The 16,495-nt window shown below is 68.0% G+C and carries 18 protein-coding genes and 1 tRNA gene; 7 read left to right on the top strand and 12 right to left on the bottom strand.

The window, feature by feature from the left end:
* The first annotated feature begins 121 nt into the window (after window positions 1-121).
* Window positions 122-1,312 (top strand): phosphoglycerate dehydrogenase, encoded by a 1,191-nt coding sequence (gene serA, locus Q9R13_RS09015; protein ID WP_310964767.1) that lies wholly within the window; start codon window positions 122-124, stop codon window positions 1,310-1,312.
* A gap of 1 nt (window position 1,313) precedes the next feature.
* On the opposite strand, the gene Q9R13_RS09010 is transcribed toward serA, so the two are convergent.
* Together Q9R13_RS09010 and Q9R13_RS09005 are read right to left on the bottom strand one after the other, a co-directional pair.
* The gene (locus Q9R13_RS09010) at window positions 1,314-2,162 is read right to left on the bottom strand and encodes an NAD-dependent protein deacetylase (RefSeq protein WP_310964766.1); all 849 of its coding nucleotides are present in this window, start codon (window positions 2,160-2,162) and stop codon (window positions 1,314-1,316) included.
* A complete protein-coding gene (locus Q9R13_RS09005) occupies window positions 2,159-2,428 on the bottom strand; it encodes a DUF2277 domain-containing protein (protein ID WP_310964765.1) in 270 nt (89 codons plus the stop codon). The genes Q9R13_RS09010 and Q9R13_RS09005 overlap by 4 nt, the downstream gene beginning before the upstream one ends.
* Window positions 2,429-2,554: 126 nt before the next feature.
* Here Q9R13_RS09005 and Q9R13_RS09000 point away from each other — a divergent pair, with 126 nt between their 5' ends.
* The 4 genes from Q9R13_RS09000 to Q9R13_RS08985 are packed head-to-tail and all read left to right on the top strand — an operon-like array spanning window position 2,555 to window position 6,116.
* Window positions 2,555-3,727 (top strand): saccharopine dehydrogenase family protein, encoded by a 1,173-nt coding sequence (locus Q9R13_RS09000; RefSeq protein WP_310964764.1) that lies wholly within the window; start codon window positions 2,555-2,557, stop codon window positions 3,725-3,727.
* A 16-nt stretch (window positions 3,728-3,743) separates the two neighbouring features.
* Window positions 3,744-4,112, top strand: coding sequence for an MmpS family transport accessory protein (locus Q9R13_RS08995; protein WP_310964763.1), 369 nt, complete (start codon window positions 3,744-3,746; stop codon window positions 4,110-4,112).
* A 7-nt stretch (window positions 4,113-4,119) separates the two neighbouring features.
* Complete coding sequence (locus Q9R13_RS08990) at window positions 4,120-4,845, top strand: trimeric intracellular cation channel family protein (RefSeq protein ID WP_310964762.1); 726 nt, start codon at window positions 4,120-4,122, stop codon at window positions 4,843-4,845.
* Window positions 4,845-6,116 (top strand): amidohydrolase, encoded by a 1,272-nt coding sequence (locus Q9R13_RS08985; protein ID WP_310964761.1) that lies wholly within the window; start codon window positions 4,845-4,847, stop codon window positions 6,114-6,116. The genes Q9R13_RS08990 and Q9R13_RS08985 overlap by 1 nt, the downstream gene beginning before the upstream one ends.
* On the opposite strand, the gene Q9R13_RS08980 is transcribed toward Q9R13_RS08985, so the two are convergent.
* Genes Q9R13_RS08980 through Q9R13_RS08970 form a run of 3 tightly spaced genes read right to left on the bottom strand, consistent with a single transcriptional unit; the run spans window position 6,109 to window position 8,938 of the window.
* Window positions 6,109-7,035, bottom strand: a complete 927-nt coding sequence (locus Q9R13_RS08980) for a pseudouridine-5'-phosphate glycosidase (protein ID WP_310964760.1) — start codon at window positions 7,033-7,035, stop codon at window positions 6,109-6,111. The genes Q9R13_RS08985 and Q9R13_RS08980 overlap by 8 nt on opposite strands.
* Window positions 7,032-8,183, bottom strand: a complete 1,152-nt coding sequence (locus Q9R13_RS08975; RefSeq protein WP_310964759.1) for a carbohydrate kinase — start codon at window positions 8,181-8,183, stop codon at window positions 7,032-7,034. Before Q9R13_RS08975 ends, Q9R13_RS08980 begins: the two co-directional genes overlap by 4 nt.
* A 20-nt stretch (window positions 8,184-8,203) precedes the next feature.
* Window positions 8,204-8,938 (bottom strand): hypothetical protein, encoded by a 735-nt coding sequence (locus tag Q9R13_RS08970; RefSeq protein WP_310964758.1) that lies wholly within the window; start codon window positions 8,936-8,938, stop codon window positions 8,204-8,206.
* Between the two features lie 619 nt (window positions 8,939-9,557).
* Here Q9R13_RS08970 and Q9R13_RS08965 point away from each other — a divergent pair.
* Together Q9R13_RS08965 and Q9R13_RS08960 are read left to right on the top strand one after the other, a co-directional pair.
* On the top strand, window positions 9,558-10,511 hold the full coding sequence (locus tag Q9R13_RS08965) for a hypothetical protein (RefSeq protein ID WP_310964757.1): 954 nt from the start codon (window positions 9,558-9,560) through the stop codon (window positions 10,509-10,511).
* Window positions 10,512-10,529: 18 nt separating this feature from the next.
* Window positions 10,530-10,751: a hypothetical protein gene (locus Q9R13_RS08960; RefSeq protein ID WP_310964756.1), complete on the top strand. Its 222-nt coding sequence runs from the start codon at window positions 10,530-10,532 to the stop codon at window positions 10,749-10,751.
* A 1-nt stretch (window position 10,752) separates the two neighbouring features.
* On the opposite strand, the gene Q9R13_RS08955 is transcribed toward Q9R13_RS08960, so the two are convergent.
* The 7 genes from Q9R13_RS08955 to Q9R13_RS08925 all read right to left on the bottom strand — a co-directional run bounded on the left by Q9R13_RS08955 (window position 10,753) and on the right by Q9R13_RS08925 (window position 16,488).
* A tRNA-Arg gene (locus Q9R13_RS08955) sits at window positions 10,753-10,825 on the bottom strand.
* Window positions 10,826-10,915: 90 nt separating this feature from the next.
* The gene (locus Q9R13_RS08950; protein WP_310964755.1) at window positions 10,916-12,127 is read right to left on the bottom strand and encodes a tyrosine-type recombinase/integrase; all 1,212 of its coding nucleotides are present in this window, start codon (window positions 12,125-12,127) and stop codon (window positions 10,916-10,918) included.
* A 97-nt stretch (window positions 12,128-12,224) separates the two neighbouring features.
* Complete coding sequence (locus tag Q9R13_RS08945) at window positions 12,225-12,719, bottom strand: hypothetical protein (protein WP_310964754.1); 495 nt, start codon at window positions 12,717-12,719, stop codon at window positions 12,225-12,227.
* A gap of 493 nt (window positions 12,720-13,212) precedes the next feature.
* Window positions 13,213-13,866, bottom strand: coding sequence for a recombinase family protein (locus Q9R13_RS08940; protein WP_310964753.1), 654 nt, complete (start codon window positions 13,864-13,866; stop codon window positions 13,213-13,215).
* Complete coding sequence (locus Q9R13_RS08935; RefSeq protein WP_310964752.1) at window positions 13,863-14,165, bottom strand: hypothetical protein; 303 nt, start codon at window positions 14,163-14,165, stop codon at window positions 13,863-13,865. The genes Q9R13_RS08940 and Q9R13_RS08935 overlap by 4 nt, the downstream gene beginning before the upstream one ends.
* A 212-nt stretch (window positions 14,166-14,377) precedes the next feature.
* A complete protein-coding gene (locus Q9R13_RS08930; RefSeq protein ID WP_310964751.1) occupies window positions 14,378-15,202 on the bottom strand; it encodes a hypothetical protein in 825 nt (274 codons plus the stop codon).
* A 119-nt stretch (window positions 15,203-15,321) separates the two neighbouring features.
* Window positions 15,322-16,488 (bottom strand): AAA family ATPase, encoded by a 1,167-nt coding sequence (locus Q9R13_RS08925; RefSeq protein ID WP_310964750.1) that lies wholly within the window; start codon window positions 16,486-16,488, stop codon window positions 15,322-15,324.
* Window positions 16,489-16,495 lie beyond the last annotated feature (7 nt).

Genomic DNA, 16,495 nt, shown 5'->3' with positions numbered 1-16,495 from the left:
GCCGGCTCCTGGCCGAGAATCGACGAATGCTGCAGCATGAGCCCGCAGCATGAGCCCGCAGCCTGAGCCCGAGTGCTGGGACGTCGGGAGAGGGCGTAGCGGTGGCATCTACCATCGTGACGTGAAGGCACTGCTCCTGGAGAACATCCACCCGCGCGCACACGAGGTCTTCGCGGCCGCCGGCATCGAGGTCGCGACCCGGTCCGGAGCGTTGGGCGAGGACGATCTGATCGAGGCGCTGCAGGGCGTGCAGCTGCTCGGCATCCGGTCCGGCACCAACCTGACCGCGAAGGTCGTGGAGAACTCCGATCTGCTCGCCGTCGGCGCCTTCTGCATCGGCACCAACCAGATCGACCTGCCTGCCACCGCCGCCAAGGGCGTCGCGGCCTTCAATGCGCCGTACTCGAACACGCGCAGCGTCGTCGAGCTGGTGATCGCCGAGATCATCGCGTTGGCGCGGCGGCTGACCGAGAAGACGCAGAAGATGCACGCCGGAGTCTGGGACAAGTCCGCCGCCGGCTCCCACGAGGTCCGTGGCCGAGTGCTGGGGATCGTCGGCTACGGCAACATCGGCGCCCAGCTGTCCGTGGTCGCCGAGGCGCTGGGCTTCCGGGTGATCTACTTCGACACCGCCGACCGGCTCGCCCACGGCAACGCGCGCCGGATGGCGACTCTGGAGGCGCTCCTGGCCGAGGCGGACGTCGTGAGCCTGCACGTCGACGGCCGACCCGGCAACGCCGGCCTCTTCGGTGCCGCCCAGCTCGACGCGATGAAGCCGCGGTCGCTGTTCATCAACGCCTCGCGCGGGATGGTGGTCGACGACGTCGCGCTGCGCGAGCGAATCCTGTCCGGGCACATCGCCGGCGCCGCGTTGGACGTCTTCCCGGTCGAGCCGAAGAAGCAGGGCGACCCCTTCGAGTCGGCGCTGCGTGGCCTGGACAACGTCATCCTCACCCCGCACGTGGGCGGGTCGACCCAGGAGGCCCAGGAGGAGATCGGCGGCTTCGTCGCCGGCAAGCTGGTCAGCTACGTCCGCGCCGGGAGCACCGCGAACTCGGTGAACCTGCCCGAGGTGCAGGCGCCCGCCGACGGCGCGCACCGGATCACCCACCTGCACCAGAACATCCCCGGCGTTCTGGCCGAGATCGTCACGATCATCGGCGAAGCCGGCGCGAACATGCTGAGCCAGCAGCTGGCCACGCGCGGTGAGCAGGGCTACGCCGTGATCGACCTCGAGGCGCCGCTCGGTGACGAGACCCTCAAGCAGCTCGCTGGGCTGCCGCCGACGATCCGGCTCCGGTCGCTGCCCTGACCTATCCGGCTGCCGTGACCGATGCTCGAGCAGGACGCAGCGCCTCGAGGAACTCCGAGCAGCCGAGCTCGAGCTTGACCGTGGCGAGCGCGTCACCACGGGTCTGACCCCGGTTGACGATCACGACGGGTCGGCCGGCGCGGTGCGCCTGCCGGACGAACCGGAAGCCCGACATCACCGTCAGGCTGGACCCGACCACGAGGAGCGCCTCGGCGGACTCGACCGCCTGTTGACAGCGAAGCACCCGCTGCTTGGGCACGTTCTCCCCGAAGAAGACCACGTCGGGCTTGAGCGGGCCGCCGCACTGTGTGCACGAAGGCACGACGAAGCCGGCGGTTTGCTCGAGGAGCACGTCACCGTCGGGACGGGCGGCCACCCCGCGGTGCCGCTCGATCCAGCCGGGGTTGGCCTCGGTCATCGCTTCTTGCACCGCGACCCGGGAAGTGACCTGGCGGCAGTCCAGGCAGACGACGTCGCTGATCCGTCCGTGCAGCGCCACCAGCGACCGCTGGCCGGCCCGCTCGTGCAGTCCGTCGACGTTCTGGGTGACCACCAGATCCGGATCGAGCGTGGCGAGGGCGTGGTGCCCGGCGTTGGGCCGAGCGGATCCCATCCGCGACCAGCCCAGGTGGGCGCGTGCCCAGTAGCGCTGCCGGTTCTCCGGCGATGCGACGAACTCCTGGTAGGTCATCGGCATCCGCACCGGCGCGGCGCCGACCGGTCGGGGTCCGCGGTAGTCGGGGATGCCTGAGTCGGTGGAGATGCCCGCGCCGGTGAGGACGACGTACCGGCGCGAGGCAAGCAGGTCCAGGGCCTCTGCCAGCCCGGCGTCGGCGGAAGGCACGCTCATGTGCCGTACCGCACCGCCGCGCGGGCTCGTGCCTTGGCGGCCTCCTCCTCGCGGTTCTTCGGGGGTGCGGCGGTGTGCAGGCTGTCGAGCAGCGTCCGGGTCGCCGCGGCCACCTCATCGACGGCGCGGTCGAACGCGGCCTGGTTGGCCTGCGAGGGCCGGGTGGAGCCGCTGACCTTGCGAACGTACTGCACCGCCGCGGCATGCACCTCCTCATCGGTAGCCGGAGGGTCGAAGTTGTGCAGGGTGCGGATGTTGCGGCACATGCGTGCCAGCGTACGTCGGGCGACCGTGGCTCGGAGCCCCTGCGACGAGACGGGCGATCAGACGGGCCATGACGCCGGCGATGAGACGGGGTTGGCCCGCAGCCGATCGACGGTGAGGATGGGGGCATGGTGGACCGCGATCTCGACATCGTCCTGCTCGGCGCAACCGGCTTCACCGGCGGCCTGACGGCGGAGTATCTCGCCGTCCATGCGCCCGCCGGCTGTCGCTGGGGGCTGGCCGGCCGAAGCATCCCCAAGCTGGAGGAGGTCCGGGCGCGCCTCGCGCGCATCGACCCGACCTGTGCCGACCTTCCGCTGGTGCAGGCCGACGCGGGCGACCCGACCTCCCTGCGCGCCCTCGCGGAGTCCACGCGCGTGGTGATCAGCACGGTCGGGCCCTATCTGCTGTACGGCGAGCCGCTGGTGCGTGCCTGCGCCGAGGCGGGCACCGACTACGTCGACCTGACCGGTGAGCCGGAGTTCGTCGACCGGATGTACCTCGCGCACCACGACACCGCGGTCGCCTCGGGTGCACGGCTGGTGCACGCCTGCGGCTTCGACTCGATCCCGCACGACCTCGGGGCCTTCTTCACGGTGCAGCAGCTGCCCGACGACCGCCCGATCGCGCTGCGCGGCGTCGTGCGCTCCAACGCGACCTTCTCCGGCGGCACCTTCCACTCCGCGATGACGGCGTTCTCGCGGGCCGGGCAGATGCGCCAGGCCATGGCCGACCGTCGCCGTCAAGAGCCCCGACCGGACGGGCGCCGGGCCCGGCCGGTCGCCGGGAAGCCCGGCCGGGACAGGCAGTTGGGCTACTGGTTGCTGCCGCTGCCGACGATCGACCCGTTCATCGTCGCGCGGTCGGGCGCCGCGCTGGCGTCGTACGGCCCGGACTTCCGCTACTCCCACTACGCGGGCCTGAAGACGCTGCGCTACACCGTCGGCGGCGCGGCGGGCGCCGCGACCCTGGCCGCGGCCGCGCAGGTGCCGCCGGTCCGCAACGCACTGCTCAAGCGGATCCAGCCCGGCCAGGGCCCGTCGGAGCGACGGCGCGCGAAGTCCTGGTTCACCGTCGACTTCGTCGGTCAGGCAGACGGGGAGCAGGTGCGCACCCGGGTGTCCGGTGGCGACCCGGGCTACACCGAGACCGCCAAGATGCTGGCGGAATCGGCCCTGTGCCTGGCATTCGACGCCAATCCGCCGACGGCCGGCCAGGTGACGACCGCGGTGGCGATGGGCGACAACCTGCTGGGCAGGCTGCAGAAGGCGGGGATCACCTTCGAGGTCGTCGGGCACTGAGTCCTACGCTGTCGACATGGCTCGTCGTCTGCTGCCCGTCGCCGTTCTCGCCATGGTGCTGATCGGCGTGGCCGGCTGCCGTGACCTGGGGCCCGGCGGGGGCCAGACCGGCAACAAGACCAGCACCGTTGTGTACGCGATCACGGGCCACGGGACCGCGAACGTCGCGTACGCCGCCACCGCGACCCAACAGCTGACCCGCAAGCCGTCGGTGAGGCTGCCGTGGCGGACGACGGTCGTGACGACCGACCACAGTGAGACCGTCTACCGCGTGACCGCCGACGGCGGATCGGGCACGGACTGCTCGATCACCGTCAATGGCGTCGTGGTCACGGTCACGCGTACGACACAGCACGGCGTCCTCGACTGCTCGTTCGTCAAGTAGGCCGCCGATGATGGTGAGCACCGGAACGACGACCGATCTGTTCCGTGCTCTCGACCTCACCGGCGTCTTCGCCAACGCGTTGCTCGGCGGCGTGATCGCCCGTCAGGAGAAGCTCGACCCTGTCGGCTTCGCCACCCTCGCCGTGCTTTCCGGGCTCGGCGGCGGGCTGATCCGCGACACCCTGCTGCAGCACGGCACCCCGGTCGCGCTGACCGACTACGCCTACCTCCTCACCGCCTTCGCCGGCGCCGCGCTCGCCTTCCTGATCCGGGTGGAGGGGAGGCTCTGGGAGCGAGCCTGGCCCATCGTCGACGCGCTCGCCCTCGGCTGCTGGGCGGCCGCCGGCGCCCAGAAGACGCTCGAGGTCGGGCTCGGTTGGCTGCCCGCTGTACTGCTCGGCACGATCACGGCCGTCGGCGGTGGCGCGGTGCGTGACGTCGTCCTGCGCCGTGTGCCCGGTGTGCTCGGTGGGAACACCCTCTACGCCACCTGTGCGATCGCGGCCAGCGGCGTACTGGTGATCCTGCACCAGCACGACCACCAGACAGCCGGGTCGTACTGCGCCCTGGTCGTCGGCGCAGGGCTCTGCCTGCTCGCCCGCTGGCGCGGTTGGGTGCTGCCGGACGCGGATGCCTGGTCGCCCGCGAGCGTGGTCCGGGCTCGCTACCGTCGACGTCGAACGGGCGCGGCGGGGGCCGGCCGGACCCGTCCACCCTCTCGAGAGGACATCTGATGACCGGGACTTCAGCCGGCGCCGTGCTCACCGGGCTCGCGGACATCCGCGGGTGGCAGGAGGACCTCTACCGGCACCTGCACCAGCACCCCGAGCTCTCCCACCAGGAGCACCGGACCGCCGCGGCGGTGGCGGAGCGGCTGCGTGCCGCCGGTCTCGACATCCGCGAGGGGATCGGCGGCACCGGCGTCGTGGGGCTCCTCCGCAACGGGGACGGACCGACGGTGCTGCTCCGCGCGGACATGGACGCGCTGCCCGTGCGCGAGGAGACCGGACTGCCCTACGCCAGCACCACGGTGGCCACCGACCTGGACGGCCACGAGGTCCCGGTCATGCACGCCTGTGGGCACGACGTGCATGTGGCCTGCCTGGTGGGTGCCGCCGCCCTGCTCGCCGAGGCGACGGACAGCTGGGCGGGCACGCTGGTCGTGCTGTTCCAGCCAGCCGAGGAGCTCGGCGACGGGGCACGGCGGATGGTGGACGACGGCCTGGCCGCGCTCGTCGGAGATGTCGACGTCGCGCTGGCCCAGCACGTGCTGCCGATGCCCTCCGGCGTCGTGGGCACCCGGCCCGGGCCGGTCCTCTCCGCCGCCGACAGCATGCGGATCACGGTGCATGGCCGCGGCGCGCACGGCTCGATGCCCCAGGCCGCGGTCGACCCGGTCGTGCTGGCGTCGATGATCGTGGTCCGGCTGCAGACCGTCGTCTCACGTGAGGTCGCACCCACCGATCCGGCGGTGCTCACCGTCGGCAGCATCCACGGTGGCGCCAAGAGCAACGTGATCGACGACCACGCGGTGCTCGAGCTCAACATCCGCAGCTACAGCGAGCAGACCCGCGAGGCGATTCTCGCGGCGGTCCGCCGGATCGTCACCGCCGAATGCCAGGCCTCCGGCAGCCCGCAGGAGCCGGAGTTCGAGATGTTCGACCGCTTCCCGCCCACCCACAACGACGCCGCTGCCACGGCGCTGGTCCGCGCAGCGTTCGACACTCACTTCGGCCACCGTGCGCAGGACCTGCCGCTCCAGTCGGCGAGCGAGGACTTCAGCGACGTGCCCGAGGCGCTCGGGGTGCCCTACACCTACTGGGGGATCGGCGGCGTCGATCCCGAGGTCTACCGCGCCGCCGAGGAGGCCGGCCGGATCTCCCAGGACGTGCCGGTGAACCATTCGCCCGCGTTCGGGCCGGTCCTGCAGCCCACCCTCGACACCGGCACCGAGGCGCTCGTCGTCGCGGCGTTGGCCTGGCTGGCTCCGGGGCCGGTCAGCTGACCAGACCGGCGTACTCGGTGGCGATCCGGGTGCCCAGGCGCGCGTTGTGCTTCACCAGCGCGATGTTGGCGACCAGGCTCGTGCCTCCGGTGATCTCGACGATCCGGCCGAGCAGGTACGGCGTGGCCTCATTGCCATGGACGCCGGCGGCCTGCATGTCGGTCAGCGCCTCGGCGATGATCCCGTCGATCTGCTCGGCGGGGATCTCGTCGGCCTCGGGGATGGGATTGACCACGGCGACGCCTCCGTCGATACCGAGGTCCCACTTGGCCGCCATCACGGCCGCGACCTCTGCGGGCGAGTCGGCCCGCATCGGAGCGGCGTGCCCGCTGCTTCGGGAGAAGAAGGCCGGGAACTCGTCGGTGCCGTAGGCCAGCACCGGCACGCTCAGGGTCTCCAGCCGCTCCAGGGTCAGACCGATGTCGAGGATGCTCTTGACCCCGGCGGACACCACGGCGACGTCGGTTCGGCCGAGCTCGGTCAGGTCGGCGCTGATGTCGAAGCTCTCCGGGGCGCCGCGGTGTACGCCGCCGAGACCGCCGGTCACGAAGACACGGATGCCGGCGAGGGAGGCGAGCCGCATCGTCGCCGCGACCGTCGTGGCCCCGTGCAGGCCGCGGGCGATCACGTAGGGCAGGTCGCGCACGCTGGCCTTGGTGACGTCCGGTGCGGTGCCGAGCAGCTCGAGCTCGTTGCTGGAGAGGCCGACATGCGGTCGCCCGTCGAGCACCGCGATCGTCGCCGGGACCGCGCCGCCTTCGCGGATGATCTGCTCGACCTCGCGCGCCATGTCGACGTTCTGCGGGTGCGGCATCCCGTGGCTGATGATCGTGCTCTCTAGCGCCACCACGGGTCGGCGGTCGCGCAGGGCGTCGGCGACCTCGGCGGTCAGGACGAGGGACGGATGGGGGAGTGTCATCGGACGGTGCTCCTGGCCTTGCGGGTGGATGGACTGTTGGTGAGGCCGGCCTGGAGGGCCGACTCGACGAGACGTGGGGTGAGGTCCGCGCGGACCGTGTGCGGGCTCGCGATGGTGAGCGCGGCGGCGGCGTGGCCGAACCGCGCGGCGTCGACCGGGTCGCGACCATCCAGGAGCCCATGACAGAAGGCGCCGAGCATCGCATCGCCGGCACCGGTGACGTCCTCGAGCGCGGCGGGCAGGGCCGGCAGGAACACCGGCTCGGCGCCTTCGGTGCTGAGCATCGACCCGCGCTCGCCGAGCCGGACCCAGACGTGCTGCACGCCGCGATGGTGCAGGTCGTCGGCCGCCGCGCGCAGCTGGCGGTCGCCCCGGGTGGGCAGCTCGGTCAACGCGGTGAGCTCGTCGCGGTTCGGGGTGACGGCGTACAGCGGGCGGTCGACGTCGAGGTACGGCGCGGCGAGTCGCGCCTTGGGGACGCTCACCGGCTCGAAGATCGTGCGCACCCCGGCCGCCGTGGCGAGGTCGAGCGCGTGGGCCAGCGTGGGCAGGGGGAGGTTCCCGTCAAGGACCAGCAGCGCGGCGCTGGCGATCAGATCGCGTGCGGCGTTGACGCAGTCGGGGCCGAGCTCGGCGGTCGCGCCCATGTCCGAGACCGCGACGATGAGCTCGCCGTCGGTGTCCAGGACGGCGGTGTAGGTGCCGGTCGGCTGGTCGGTGCGGTGCACGTGGTCCAGGCGCACCCCGGCGGCCGCGGTCTGGGCGAGCAGGTTGTCGCCCATCGGGTCACGGCCGATCGCGGTGACCAGCTGGGTCCGGGTGCCCAGCCGGGCGAGGTTCTCCGCGACGTTGCGGCCGACGCCTCCCGGGGTCAGCGAGGCCCGGCCGGGGTTGCTGGTGCCGGCCAGCGCACGCGCGGTGCTGCGGGCCAGCACGTCGACGTTGGCGCCACCGATCACGACGACGCCGGGGCTCTCGCCGAGGATGTAGCCGCGACCGAGGACTACGCCCTTCTTGCCCAAGTTGGACAGGTGCACGTTCACCGAGCCGCGGGTGGTGCCGAGCCGATCGGCGATGGCTGCCGAGCTGATCATCGGGTCCTGGCGCAGCAGGGCGACGATCTGCTGCTCGCGATCAGTCATGCTCATGCTTATCAGCATAAGGTGACCTAACTAGAGTTAGCAAATTGCGCCAGGTAGCGATCCGCCGTTCGGGCGAAGACACGACCCGGGTCGAGGGGAGGGGACGACCGTAGACCGTCCCGGAGCAGGACGAGCCGGGGCCAGCACGCCGTACTCGGGAGGGCGGCGACATAGCTCCCGTGCGGGCCGGCGAACGTCATCCGGTAGCTCTCCTCCACCAGGGCCCCCGGGCAGGAGGCGACGAACGGCACGGTCATCGCGCCCGGCAGATGGTCGACCATCCCGACGAGCCGGGCGACAGCCGCGGGCCCGGTGACGGTGCGGGTCGTCGTGTGCGGCCGGGCGTGTGGCCCGAGGTGACGGACCGTGTGTCGGATGGTCACAGAGTTCGTGTCTGCAGGCACCAGGGTGGTGCGCGCGAACCGGGCGCCCACGAACGTGTCGACCCGCACGACGAGACCAGCGCCGTACCGCATGAATGCGAAGTTCACCCACGCGGGGGTGTGCGTCATCGAGCCCGACGCGCGGAAGGCCTGGTCGTCCTCCCAGATCCCGCCCGCCTCGACAGATCCACCATCGGAGTCGGCGGTGAGACGATGCGGGGCATGGGCGCGCAGCCAGTTGCTGAACGAGGTCGCCGAGGCCGGGACCGTCCACCAGGTGGTGCGGGTGAGGGTGGCGTCGGACGGTCCGATGCCGACAGTGCCGTGCCGGTAGTGGGCCGTCGGCGAGTCCCGCCACTCGCGTGCTCCGCGCGGCATCGGGACGGCGTGTAGCAGTCGGGCCGAGAACCTCTGGGTCGCGACGAGATTGTCGTGCGTCGTCGGAGCCGACCGAGTCGTCGCCGATGCTCGCGTGGTCGGCGTGCTCGTCGAGCGCGGCGGTGCGGTCTGCGGGCTTGCGCTGCACGCGGAGCAGGCGAGCACGAGCGTGCACACGACGAGCGAGTGGACGAGCCTCACGCCGCTTCGACGCGGCAGCCGCTCGCCCGGTTCCGAGGAGGTGGGTGCCCCGGGCGAGAGTCGAACTCGCGACCTTTCGCTTAGGAGTCCGCTCGGCAGGTTGATCCAGCCCGATTCAGTCCGATCCGGGCAAGACCCGCGAGTCACCGAATCCCCAATATCCACGCGTGATCGGGCTGTATCTCGCTGGATCGCGCCGACAAACATCGTTTCCGCCGATCCGACCATCAGGAGCGCCGTAGGAGCGCGGGAACCGGGCTCGGGGAGACCGGGAGGGCTCGTGACAAGCCCGTGTCAGGGCCTCTCACGGGCTGCGAGGTCGGTCCGGTCCGATTCCGGCTCCCCACCCCTCGACACCGTGAGAGGGGTCGTCGCAACTCGCCTGCGCTAACGGGTTGAACAAGCGAGACTGACGCGCGTGACAACTCCGACATTCGTACAACAGACCTCGGGCAGGTTCCGCAGGTCGGCGGCTGCGTACGCACGTTCCGCACTCATCCACGTCACCAGCGACCACGGCCAGGTGCGTGGGGCAATTGATGCCGGGGTAGCGGTCGAGCACATGGCCAAAGCAATGCTCGCGTCATTGAGTCCTGCGCTCCTCGCTGACCGCAACTGTGACCTCGACACGATGCTCCACCTGACCGGCTTGGGGATGCTCGCCAAGTGCGACCCGCATGAGATCAAGACGATCGGTGCACACGAAGCATGTCTGCGCTGCGCCAAACTGGTCCCTTCGTTTCCGTACACACAGCAGGCCGACCAGGCGCTGTTTACTGCCCGCAACGGTGGTGCGCACTTGGCCTTGACCACGGATGAAGTGGCACGAGAGTCAGCGCGGATCATGGTGAGGCTCATCGAGCCGCTCATCAGGATGCTGGAACTAGACCGCAGCAAGTTCTGGGCTGACATGGAGTCAGTGGTGGACACACTCCTCGATGAGAAGTCGAGTCAGATCAGTGCTGCTCTAGAGATGAAGATCGCCGCAGCCAAGAGCCGTCTGGAAGCACGTCTAGCGGGACTCGACGCGAGCGAGCGCGCGATTGTCCTGAATGCGCTCTCCACACGAGCCTTCTACTCAAACGACGAGGAGCCGTATGAGTGCCCGGCATGCGAGCAGACCGGGATCGTGTCATGCGAACTGCGTGACATCGGCCAGCCGGAGTTTGACTACGAGCAGGTGGACATCGATGAGTTCATCTATCACGGCGGACACATCGATCAGATCGCATATGCGGCCAACTTCTACTGCGACGCGTGCGGACTCGACCTCGACTATGACGAGATGACGGCTGCCGAAATGGGCACCGAATATGACCGTGAGGCTCGCGAGTGCGATGAACACGAGTTCGACTGGAACGGACCGGACTGAGAGTGGAGATTGATCGACGTGACCGAAGATGAGTTGTGGGATCGGATCGAGGCTGCGATCCAGGACGTGGTCCACATCGTCAATGACACATCCATCGTGATGCGCAACCAAGACATTGCGGAGAAGGTCCAGCGCTCGTTGCCTCCGGGCGAGTGGGTGTCTACGGAGACCATCGAGCGCATGATTGAGAACTACTGGTCAGTGGACCTGGAAAAGGTCGAACCACCGGATGAGCACTGAGTGCCCTGGGCGAGAGTCGAACTCGCGACCAACTACTTAGGAGGCAGTTGCTCTATCCACTGAGCTACCAGGGCATGGTTGCCGAGTCAGCCTATCGGCGGGTTGGGACCGGCTGTGACTCTGCCCCACGTCGTGTGTGACGCAGGGCAGGTCGTCGGCTGGGGTCACCCGGTGCGTTTGCTATTGAGCGGCGTCACGTTCTTGGGCGTGGTCCGGCCCATCGCTTCCGCAACCTGCTTGATGCGCAGACGGCGAGCCTCGTCATCGGTCCGACTGTGCCAGTAGCGATCCATGGTCATGGTCGGGTTGGCGTGACCAAGCCTCTCCTGCACATCCTTGATCGACATGCCGGAGTCGAGGAGCGTGCTGGCGTGGAAGTGGCGGAGGTCGTACACACGCACACTGTCAGGCAGGCCCGCGGCACGGGTCGCCTTGCGCCAGTAGCGCTTGTAGAAGCCGCTGTGCCGGATGGGCTTTGAGTAGTCGAGCCGTTCCAGTGGTGACTTCTCGTTGAGCCTGCCCGTCATAGTGCCGACGAACAGCGGCAGGTCGTCTCCGGGGTGGTCGTGCTCAGGGTGCTCGTTGAACCACTTGGCGGCTCGGCGCTTGTGCTCATCCACATATCGGGCCAGCGCCTCACCCGCGTACGGGTCCAGGTCGATGATGCGGCGGCTCTTGGGTGTCTTAGTGTTGGGCTCCCGAACGATCCGACCGCGAATCTCCACCACCACCTCATGAACAGACACGGTGTGGTCCTCGGTGTCAACCGCACCAATGGTCAGGCCGCTGATCTCCTCCGGACGCATCCCGGTAGCAGCGAGGAGCAGCACGTACATGTCGTATAGCTCCGGGAGCACAGCAACGAGCCTGTCAACGTCCGCGTTGGTGAGGCGGTCGCGCTTCCGCTCGTGTTCCTTCATGTCGGCAGGCCGGGGCAGCCGCTTCACGTCCACACGGCGAGCCGGGTTCACCAGCAGCAGGTCCTCGGCGACTGCGTAGTCCAGCACCATCCGCAAGGCATAGAACTGGTGGCGGACAGTCTGGGCTGCCCTGACCTGTCGCGTCTCCTTGATGAAGGTGCTGACTCGGGTCGGCGTGATGTCCCCGATTGGCATGTTCCGGAACGTCGTCATGAGCGCGTTGTTGCCTTCGAACATCTTGCTGTGGTTGTAGCGAGTCCGTTCCCGGTCGAAGTGCTGGGAGTTGAACCACTGATCGGCAAGCACACCGAACGTCATCGTGCCTTTGCTCGGGTCGATCCACTCGCCAGCACGGACCTTGCCGATGTGCTCGTCGGCCCAATCCTGCGCGGCTGCCTTGCTCGTAAACCCACCCTTGGTCCTGCGGCGCTTCGGGTCGTCCGGGTTCGGGTACACGACCTCCCACCGGCAGTCTTTGCGGGCTCGCGTAGTCCCGTCTGGGAGCTTGTTCCTGTGGCTTGCGCGCACCCATGCTCGTGTTGGTCGGGCCATGTCAGTTCTCCTCGGTGTAGCGGGCGTACAGGTTGTTGGCTGCGCGACGTGCTCGGGCAGGTGTTGTGTGCTCGGTTGGCTTGCGCATCGGCTCGCCCGTGTCTGTGACGACTGCGACTGTGTAGACGGTGCGGTGATCGCGCCATGCGGTCGTGACCGTCACCCACAGGCCGGGTCGGGGCTGCTCCCTGCGGTTGATGAGTTCGGGTGGCTTGGCACCCCCACCCCTCGACCGATGGGGATTGGCAGGCGGATGCCCGGCCACCCGTTGCTTGCTGCGCTCGCTCTGGGTCCGCTCCTGCTCTCGGGCTAGGTGGTTCCGGAAGGCAAGTGCCTCCTCCTCGGTGGGGAAGTGGCGAATCTGCTTGATGCCACCCGCGTAGTCCTGCCACCGGACCAGCCAGGTTGCCCGCTGTGGGCTGGGTTGGCTGATCGGGAAGATGCGATGGACCCGGAAGCGGCTGCTGAGGAGCCGGTCCATGTTCACCGGCCTCATGCCGTCCTCCGTTTGGTGGGGCGCAGGAGCGAGAGTGCTGAGGTGAGTGCCGACGGTTGGGCCGCCAGCGCAGGGTCTGGCTTGAATCCGGTGCCGTATCGCTCGGCGAGGGCTTGGGCGTGATGCGCTTTGTGCGGGCTGATGTAGCAGGGACCGACGATGGTCGCGCCAGCAGCACGAACCTCACCGGGGAATGCGCCCTGTGCCATGTCTTGCAGTCCGGGGAGGACAGGACCGTGGAGCGCCAGCCGGGTTACGACCTCAGCCGGGTAGCACCACAACGGCAGGTCGGCCCTGTTGGTCATCGCGTAGATGCCGCACTCGCACTCCGGGTCCGGAGCATCATGGGGAATCCCCCACCCACAACAGGCCAGGATGGTTGGGCCGGTCGTGATGAAGGTCGAGTGGAACGGGCTCCCGAGCACTGGTCCGCTTGTCCCACCCGAGGTTGCTGTTGTCGTGATCGTCCAGGCTCGCCAGCCGTACTGCGCGGTCATGCGGCATTCCGCTTGATGAGGTCCACGATCACGGAGTGGTGCCAGGTGTCCTTGCCAGTCGGAGTCTCGATGCCGTCAGCTGAGAGCCTGCGAGCGATGGCCGATGCGGACTTGCCTTGCTTGTGGAGCCGGATGATCCGGCGCTCCAGTTCTGGGCTGATCTGACTCGGCTTGCCCAACTGTTTGCCCTGTGCCTTGAGGACGGCGAGTGCGTCACGCGTCCGCTCGGAGATGAGGTCACGCTCGAACTCGGCATGACTCGCAAGGGTCCGTGCCATCAGACGCCCAACAGCAGTGGAGGTATCGACCTTCTGGTCCAGCACTGCGAGTGCCCAACCCTCCTTGGTCGACAACTTCACGAGGTCGAGGAAGTCGGCAGTGTCTCGGGTCAGTCTGTCGAGCCGAGCAATGACGAGGATGTCGGCATCCCCACCACTCAGGACAGCAAGGGCACCCCGTAGACCGTCACGCTTGGTGTTGGCTCCGGTCTTGCCGTTGTCGACGTACATGCCGAGCATGTCCCAGCCATTGAACTCAGCCGCACGCTCGATAGCCCCACGCTGTGCCTCGATGGAGCACGGGTCCTGCTGGATGCTGCCGTCCTTGTGGCGCTTGGACTTGGACAGCCGCGCATATCCCACGGCTCTCATGACGCGGCCTTGGTCTCGCTGGTGGTGGTGATCCGGTCGCGGAGGTCGAGCGCGTACCGGGCAGCGTCGTGGTCACCGGCGCCATGGGCCACGTTCGACAGCATCACGAGACTTCGCTTGAGCATGACCGGGCCCAGGTCTGCGAGCAGTGCCTCACGTTCGGGCTCGCTCGCCTCGCAGAAGTCCATGGCGATGCCGAGCGCGTCGGACTTGGTGATCGGTGCGGGTGTGAAGGACAGGTCTGCCTCATCGTCAGCGGTGAAGGCGAGGGTTCCGCCTAGCGGGTAGTTCTCGTTCATCGGTTCTCCTCGGGTTAGTGATTGAACGTTCAATCACTTCCCCTTGAAAGGTACGCCAGTCGCGGGGTAACGAACGACAGCCCGCGACGCTCCTCCGGACGGCTGGGCGACTGCCCGCCTGTCACGGTCTCGACCCTCCGGCCCAGGGGATCGGGCCGGGAGACCGCTTGCAAGCCGTGACAGCGCTCCTCCGGGCCGGATGCAGGGGTTGATCACCCGTCGTCCTCGGTCTCGTACCGTTCCCATTGGGAGCGGGGAGGGTTGTACCGGCCTCCGGGGTCCGGGTCGAACTCCGTTCCCCGGTTCCTCGGATCGCCGGTCGCCGGGAACTCGATGGGCCCGACTGAGGTCGTGCGTCCTCGGTAGGTCCGGCTGCCCTTGGTTGGTCGAGGGGTGGGGTCCACGACTTCACCCCGGACGACCTCCGAGTCATCGATGCCTTGGAGGTACGTGTCCCGGTCTGCCTCATCACGGCTGATCTTGGCGAGTGCGTGGAGGTCGGGGTCATCCCCACCACCCAGAACAGGATGGTCGACGGCAGCTTCAATCTCCGAGCGATCGAACTCGAATGCGCCACCGTGTGTGAGCTGGTCCCACTCGCTCGGCGGACGCAGCCCTATGTCGATGGTCTGCTTCTCGGAGTAGCCGGTGCGGTTGAGCACCATGGACACCGCGCGTAACTTGTCTGCATCGCTTGCGGTCTTGGACTCCATGACCCTGCGCAGTTCACGCATGGCCGGCATGATCATTTCGAGCAGTCGTTGGTTTGCCTTCTCCCTCACAGCTGGTGCTCCACCGCCGTGTTTGTGGCACACCGTGGCTCCCTTGATCGGTGCGCCCAGGCACTGTTGCCCGTTGGCCTTGATCGCTGCGCACCGTGGCCCTTTCCGCTTCCGTTCCCTCACTGGTCGGTCCTTGGGAGCAAGGCGTTTCACACCCTCATCCACGCCTGACCCCGGCTTCTTGGCCTTCTTGCTTGATGGGCTTGGCGTGCCCTTCGGCCTGCTCTCCTCGGCGGCACTCTTTCGCTTCTTCATTCGGTGATCTCCCTTGATTTGATCTAGGGGAGCCTCCGAAACCTCGGCCCTCTAGATACTTCTTGTTATCTAGGGGTATCTAGAGAACCTTTATTGCTAAGGGCTCCCTAGATCGCTCCCTAGTTCTCGGTCGCGGACTTCAACCCCTTGGGCAGTGACCACACCCAGCCCTCGATCTGGCGTTTGCCGGTGGCTTTGCGACTGGTCTCCTTGACAACGCCCAACTCTGTGGAGGCTCGCTTCACCGTGGTCCATGAGATGCCTGCCGCAGTGGCGTGCTTCTGGACCACAGCGACCAGCAGCGGCCCATCGGCGAGCACGTCCATGAGGAATGCCTTGGCCTCGGTGCGGGCTGGTGCGTTCTTGCGGGCATCCGGCTTGCTCAGCAGGTCATCCGCCGAAAGTTCGCAGGTCTCGCCCCATTCGATCGCTGCGACCTTGCCCTCTGGCCCAGCGCTCACGACCCGGTACTTAATCGTGAGCGACTTCCTCGACAGGTTGCCCTTCACCTGGGCAAGCGCAGACCACTCCGGGTCGCTGGGGAGCCTCTCAACCACCAGCGCGCTCCGAGCAGCACCAGAGAACGCAATCGACCCACCACCCCGATAGATGGCCTTGGCGTCGCCGGACTTGTTGAGGTGACGCACGAGCAGGACGGCAGCGCCAGTCTCCTCGGCCACTTCCTTGAGGGGTGAGAGCGCACGGCGAACGCTGGCATCGTTGTGGCTGTTGATGGATTCGGAAAGGAACGCGGTGATGGGGTCGATCACGACCAGTGCTGCATCCACCTCTTCAATGACCTCGCGGAGCCGCTCCAGATCATCCGGGATCGTGAGCGGGATGACTTGCCCGGCGTCGTTGCGTTGGACGGGCATCGTGAACATGTAGTCGAGGTCTGCCCCTGCTGCTTCGAGTCGTGGCCGCACGGTGTCGCCGATGTCGTCCTCTGCCACCACGAGCACAACCGAACGTGGCTCACCCAGACCATCACCGCCGTCAGGCATGGCCGAGCCCGTCGTCACCCGAGAGGCAAGGTCAGCGTTGGCGATGACGGACTTGCCCATGTTCGGGTCGCCGTCGATGATTGTGATCTTGCCGAGCGGGATGCGTCCTTCCCAGACCCATCGAACCTGCTTGCTCTCATACGACGTCAGCGACACCGCATGCTTGAGTGTTCGCCGGTCCGGCTTGTCCCGCTCCAGTCCGGGCCATCTGACGACGTTCCCACTCGATTGCGCGCGAGTGGAGCGCGCAGGCTTGCGCCGCTTGTTGCTGGGACTAGGCATCCCGGTT

It is taken from the genome of Nocardioides marmorisolisilvae, assembly GCF_031656915.1.
GTDB lineage: Bacteria > Actinomycetota > Actinomycetes > Propionibacteriales > Nocardioidaceae > Marmoricola > Marmoricola terrisoli.
This window is presented reverse-complemented; position numbering and strand designations above follow the sequence as displayed.

Bases quoted from the DNA above. Each gene is read 5' to 3' on its own strand.
- Q9R13_RS09010 (WP_310964766.1), bottom strand. From the start codon at position 2,162: ATGAGCGTGCCTTCCGCCGACGCCGGGCTGGCAGAGGCCCTGGACCTG.
- Q9R13_RS09005 (WP_310964765.1), bottom strand. From the start codon at position 2,428: ATGTGCCGCAACATCCGCACCCTGCACAACTTCGACCCTCCGGCTACC.
- Q9R13_RS09000 (WP_310964764.1), top strand. From the start codon at position 2,555: ATGGTGGACCGCGATCTCGACATCGTCCTGCTCGGCGCAACCGGCTTC.
- Q9R13_RS08995 (WP_310964763.1), top strand. From the start codon at position 3,744: ATGGCTCGTCGTCTGCTGCCCGTCGCCGTTCTCGCCATGGTGCTGATC.
- Q9R13_RS08990 (WP_310964762.1), top strand. From the start codon at position 4,120: ATGATGGTGAGCACCGGAACGACGACCGATCTGTTCCGTGCTCTCGAC.
- Q9R13_RS08985 (WP_310964761.1), top strand. From the start codon at position 4,845: ATGACCGGGACTTCAGCCGGCGCCGTGCTCACCGGGCTCGCGGACATC.
- Q9R13_RS08980 (WP_310964760.1), bottom strand. From the start codon at position 7,035: ATGACACTCCCCCATCCGTCCCTCGTCCTGACCGCCGAGGTCGCCGAC.
- Q9R13_RS08975 (WP_310964759.1), bottom strand. From the start codon at position 8,183: ATGAGCATGACTGATCGCGAGCAGCAGATCGTCGCCCTGCTGCGCCAG.
- Q9R13_RS08970 (WP_310964758.1), bottom strand. From the start codon at position 8,938: ATGCCGCGCGGAGCACGCGAGTGGCGGGACTCGCCGACGGCCCACTAC.
- Q9R13_RS08945 (WP_310964754.1), bottom strand. From the start codon at position 12,719: ATGAGGCCGGTGAACATGGACCGGCTCCTCAGCAGCCGCTTCCGGGTC.
- Q9R13_RS08940 (WP_310964753.1), bottom strand. From the start codon at position 13,866: ATGAGAGCCGTGGGATATGCGCGGCTGTCCAAGTCCAAGCGCCACAAG.
- Q9R13_RS08935 (WP_310964752.1), bottom strand. From the start codon at position 14,165: ATGAACGAGAACTACCCGCTAGGCGGAACCCTCGCCTTCACCGCTGAC.
- Q9R13_RS08930 (WP_310964751.1), bottom strand. From the start codon at position 15,202: ATGAAGAAGCGAAAGAGTGCCGCCGAGGAGAGCAGGCCGAAGGGCACG.
- Q9R13_RS08925 (WP_310964750.1), bottom strand. From the start codon at position 16,488: ATGCCTAGTCCCAGCAACAAGCGGCGCAAGCCTGCGCGCTCCACTCGC.